Here is a 3,474-nt window from a genome sequence, read left to right on the forward strand (position 1 = left end):
CAAAGTGAAGATGGCAGTCCGGCCCGACTACGCGCTGCAGTCGCACTCGGCACCGCTGGGCGTCGCATTTGCTGCGTCCAGCATCGCGGACCCTCGTTTTGCAGAAGGCGCCTTCGTCGGTTTGCACGGGAGCTGGAACCGCTCCGTGCCGGTGGGCTACAAGGTGATCTTCGTGCCATTTCGGGACGGCCGGCCGAGCGGCCCGCCGGTGGACTTTCTCACTGGCTTCCAACGGGACGGAAAGACCATGGGCCGCCCCGTCGGCGTGACGGTGGATCCGCGCGGCGCCGTGATCGTGGCCGACGATCTGTCGAACACCGTCTGGCGTGTGGCGCCGGCGCGCTAGCGGCAGCAACAAGCCGCCATGGACGAGGCGCAACGCTGGGTACCCTACTGCGGTGAGGCGCCGAGTCCTGGCGTCTGGCTTGAGCGTTGGAACCTGGACCCCGTGCTTTGCACAGGCCTTGCCGTTCTTGCCTGGGTCTTGTGGCATCCGACGATGGCCGGCGGCATCTCGCGCGGGCGCAAACGCAGCCTTCGCGCCGCGTGGATCCTGGTGGTTCTTCTGTATGTCTCTCCGCTGTGCGCGCTCAGCTCCGCGTTCTTCACCGTGCGCGTGGTCCACCACATGGCCCTGGTGCTGGTAGTCGCGCCGCTGCTGGCTTTCGGCATGGACGCGCGGCTCGACCGCTTGCCGGCACCGGTGTGGACCAGCACTACGGTGGCTGCGCTGCTGTTCTGGATCTGGCATGCCCCCAGCGCCTATGGCGCCGCGCTGTCATCAGTGCCGGTCTACGCTCTGATGCAGTTCTCGCTCGCGGCAAGCGCTGTGCTCTTCTGGACCGCATTGCGCCGCACCAGTGCAGCCCAGGCGCTGGCCGCGCTGCTGGTCACGACGGTGCAGATGGGCTTGTTGGGCGCCCTGATCACCTTCGCCTCGCGGCCGATGTACGCGCCGCACTTCCTGTCCACGCTGTTGTGGGGCGTCTCGCCTCTCGAGGATCAGCAGTTGGCGGGCCTGACGATGTGGGCGCCGGGCAGCCTGGGCTACCTGTGTGCCGCCGTCTGGATCGGTTGGCGCTGGATGCGCGCCGAAGGCAACCGCTCAGATCGCACCGTGCCCGTGGAGTCGACTTGAATCTGGTTTCCATCATCGAATGGGCAGAGGGCTACAACCGCCGCGGCCTGTACTCACCGATCGGCGTGACCTTTCACTGGGTGATGGCCGCCATGATGATCGTCCAGCTCGGCTATGGCTGGTACCTTGGTACTCTGCCAGTGGGAGGGGACAAGCATGTCGGCTACCAGGCCCATGCTGAACTCGGGCTGACGATCATGGCGGTCGGCTCCCTGCGATTTCTCTGGCGCAGCCAGATCAGCGGGCCGGAGAACATCGAGCCGAACTCATTCGCCGGCCGAGCGAGCCTGCTGATCCAGGCCTGGTTCTATTTCAGCTTCTTCGCGCTGCCGATCAGCGGATGGGTGATGTGGTCCACGCTACCAGGGGACCTGCCGCTGTCGGTTGCAGGCTTCATTCCGTTTCCCAACCTGCCGTTCGACCAGTTGTCGGAGCACCTGCAGCACAGCCTCATACAGGGCGCCGCAACGGCCCACTTCTGGATCGTCTGGATCACCGTGCTGGCCATTCCCGGCCACGCCGGCGCGGCCGTGCTGCATTACCTCGTCAAGCGCGACCAGGTGCTGCAGTCGATGCTCGATCTCAACGGACCGCAGGTGCCGGGCGTGGTGGGATCTGCGCCAAGTACAGGCCGAGAGTCCTGATGTCCTCCGCCTGCAGTTCTTGTGCCACGCGCAGCATCTCATGAAGGCCGTCGCCGCGTCGCTTGGAGAGCTGCCAGTCGCGCAGCTGCTGCGCCGTGTAGAAGGCCGGCTGGCCCGCCAACGGTGGCCCGGACGGGGCGCCTACGGCATCGACACCGTGGCATTGCTGGCAGGCACGCGCGTACAGCGCTGCCGTGCGCTCCGTCGTCGCCTCCGTGGTGGCGGGCGCCAGGGCGCGCGGCGGCAGCGCGGCATAGTGGTTCGCCACCAGCACGCGCTCGTCACTGTCCAGGAAGCGCGCCACGTCGCGCATCACCGTGTGCGGCCGCAGGCCAGCGGCGTAGTCTTCCATCTGCTTTTGCAGGTAGCCGGCGGGCAGGCCGGCCAGCCGGGGTGCATCGAAGCCGTTTCCTTCGCCGCGGGCGCCATGGCAGGCCGCACACGCATAGCGGGCACCGCCTTCGCCTCCGCTCATCGCGATGAGTTCCCCACTGCGGCCATAACGGTCGTTGCTGGGCGCCATGCGGTCTGTGCAACCGCCGGCGAACAAGGCGACAACCGCGGAAACGATGGCCATCGCCAGACCAGGTCGCACTGCCTGTCGAACGGGTTGGTGGGCGGTCTGGTGGGCTGACGCGCAGGATGAACGCATGGGAGTGCAGTGTGACTCAATTCTTGCGCGGAGCAGACGGTGCATCCTCCGTGCGGTGCTCTGTGCGGCCGCATGCGGCCTCGCCGCTTGCGATGGTCCGCCCGACCGAACGCCCAAGCTGGACACGGCCGATGTCGCCCGCGGTCTGCGCCTGGTTTCGGAGAAGGGCTGCGTGGCCTGCCACGCTTTTCCCGACGTCGCATGGCCACGGGGGGCGCTGGGGCCTTCGCTCGATAACTTCGGCGCGCAAGGCCTCATCGCCGGCCGTCTGCCCAACCAACCCGGCGTGCTGATGCAGTTCGTTCGCAATGCACCCGCGTTGGTGCCCGGCACGGCGATGCCGGCCATGCCCATGTCGGATCAGGAAGCCCGCGATGTCACAGCCTACCTTCTCCAGCTCAAGTCTCGCTGACGCCCTGCGCGGCTGGCCCCCACCCGTGCTCGACCCGCAAGGGCCGTTCTCGAACACCGTCACGACGCTGGCCTGGGTGCTGATGGCACTGATGGCGCTGATCTTCGTGCTGGTCTGCGTGGCGATGTGGATTGCGCTGTATGGCAGCGATAGCCTGCGTGCGCGGTTGGGCGGCGAGCGCGTCGTCAGATGGCTCGGGCTTGTGTTACCGGCGGGCGTCCTCTTCCTTCTGCTGGTCTGGAGCATGGCGCTGGTCTCAGGGCTGACGACCGTCCGGGGTGACGAGCTGCGCATGCGCATCGCTGGCAACATCTATTGGTGGCGCGTGTCCTACCTGGACCCTGCGGGGCAGGAGTGGCTGGCCGATGCCAATGAACTGCACATACCCGTCGGCCAGCCGGTCGTCATCGACATGGTTTCCGAGGACGTCATCCACAGCTTCTGGGTACCCAAGCTCGGCGGCAAGATGGACATGATCCCGGGCCGCACCAACCGCCTGAAGCTGCAGGCCGACAAGCCAGGCGTATACGGCGGGCAGTGCGCGGAGTTTTGCGGTGGCGCGCACTCGCTGATGGGCTTCGTCGTGGTCGCGCACGAGGCCGCCGACTGGCAGCGCTGGCTTGCGGCA

5 protein-coding genes and 1 pseudogene are annotated in these 3,474 nt (G+C 67.0%); 5 read left to right on the forward strand and 1 reads right to left on the reverse strand.

What is annotated here, in order from left to right; all coding sequences use genetic code 11:
- From IE209_RS33475 to IE209_RS33485, 3 genes and pseudogenes are all read left to right on the forward strand, one after another.
- Positions 1–346: pseudogene (locus IE209_RS33475) on the forward strand (sorbosone dehydrogenase family protein); the annotation flags it as partial.
- A gap of 18 nt (positions 347–364) precedes the next feature.
- Positions 365–1,138: a cytochrome c oxidase assembly protein gene (locus tag IE209_RS33480; protein WP_189691179.1), complete on the forward strand. Its 774-nt coding sequence runs from the start codon at positions 365–367 to the stop codon at positions 1,136–1,138.
- Positions 1,135–1,782: a cytochrome b gene (locus tag IE209_RS33485; protein ID WP_189691180.1), complete on the forward strand. Its 648-nt coding sequence runs from the start codon at positions 1,135–1,137 to the stop codon at positions 1,780–1,782. Before IE209_RS33480 ends, IE209_RS33485 begins: the two co-directional genes overlap by 4 nt.
- Here the strand turns inward: IE209_RS33485 and IE209_RS33490 are convergent.
- Complete coding sequence (locus IE209_RS33490; RefSeq protein ID WP_189691181.1) at positions 1,721–2,305, reverse strand: c-type cytochrome; 585 nt, start codon at positions 2,303–2,305, stop codon at positions 1,721–1,723. The two genes, IE209_RS33485 and IE209_RS33490, sit on opposite strands and share 62 nt — an antisense overlap.
- 301 nt (positions 2,306–2,606) lie before the next feature.
- Between IE209_RS33490 and IE209_RS34145 the strand changes: the two genes are divergently transcribed.
- The gene (locus IE209_RS34145; protein ID WP_229883191.1) at positions 2,607–2,846 is read left to right on the forward strand and encodes a cytochrome c family protein; all 240 of its coding nucleotides are present in this window, start codon (positions 2,607–2,609) and stop codon (positions 2,844–2,846) included.
- Positions 2,847–2,871: 25 nt separating this feature from the next.
- Positions 2,872–3,474: cytochrome c oxidase subunit II (gene coxB, locus IE209_RS33500; RefSeq protein WP_229883192.1), on the forward strand; the 603-nt coding region annotated here is incomplete at its 3' end.

It is taken from the genome of Pseudorhodoferax aquiterrae (assembly GCF_014652235.1).
GTDB lineage: Bacteria > Pseudomonadota > Gammaproteobacteria > Burkholderiales > Burkholderiaceae_C > Pseudorhodoferax > Pseudorhodoferax aquiterrae.

What these genes read in the sequence shown, in the direction of transcription:
- IE209_RS33480 (WP_189691179.1), top strand. Translation starts at nt 365, where the DNA reads ATGGACGAGGCGCAACGCTGGGTACCCTACTGCGGTGAGGCGCCGAGT.
- IE209_RS33490 (WP_189691181.1), bottom strand. Translation starts at nt 2,305, where the DNA reads ATGGCGCCCAGCAACGACCGTTATGGCCGCAGTGGGGAACTCATCGCG.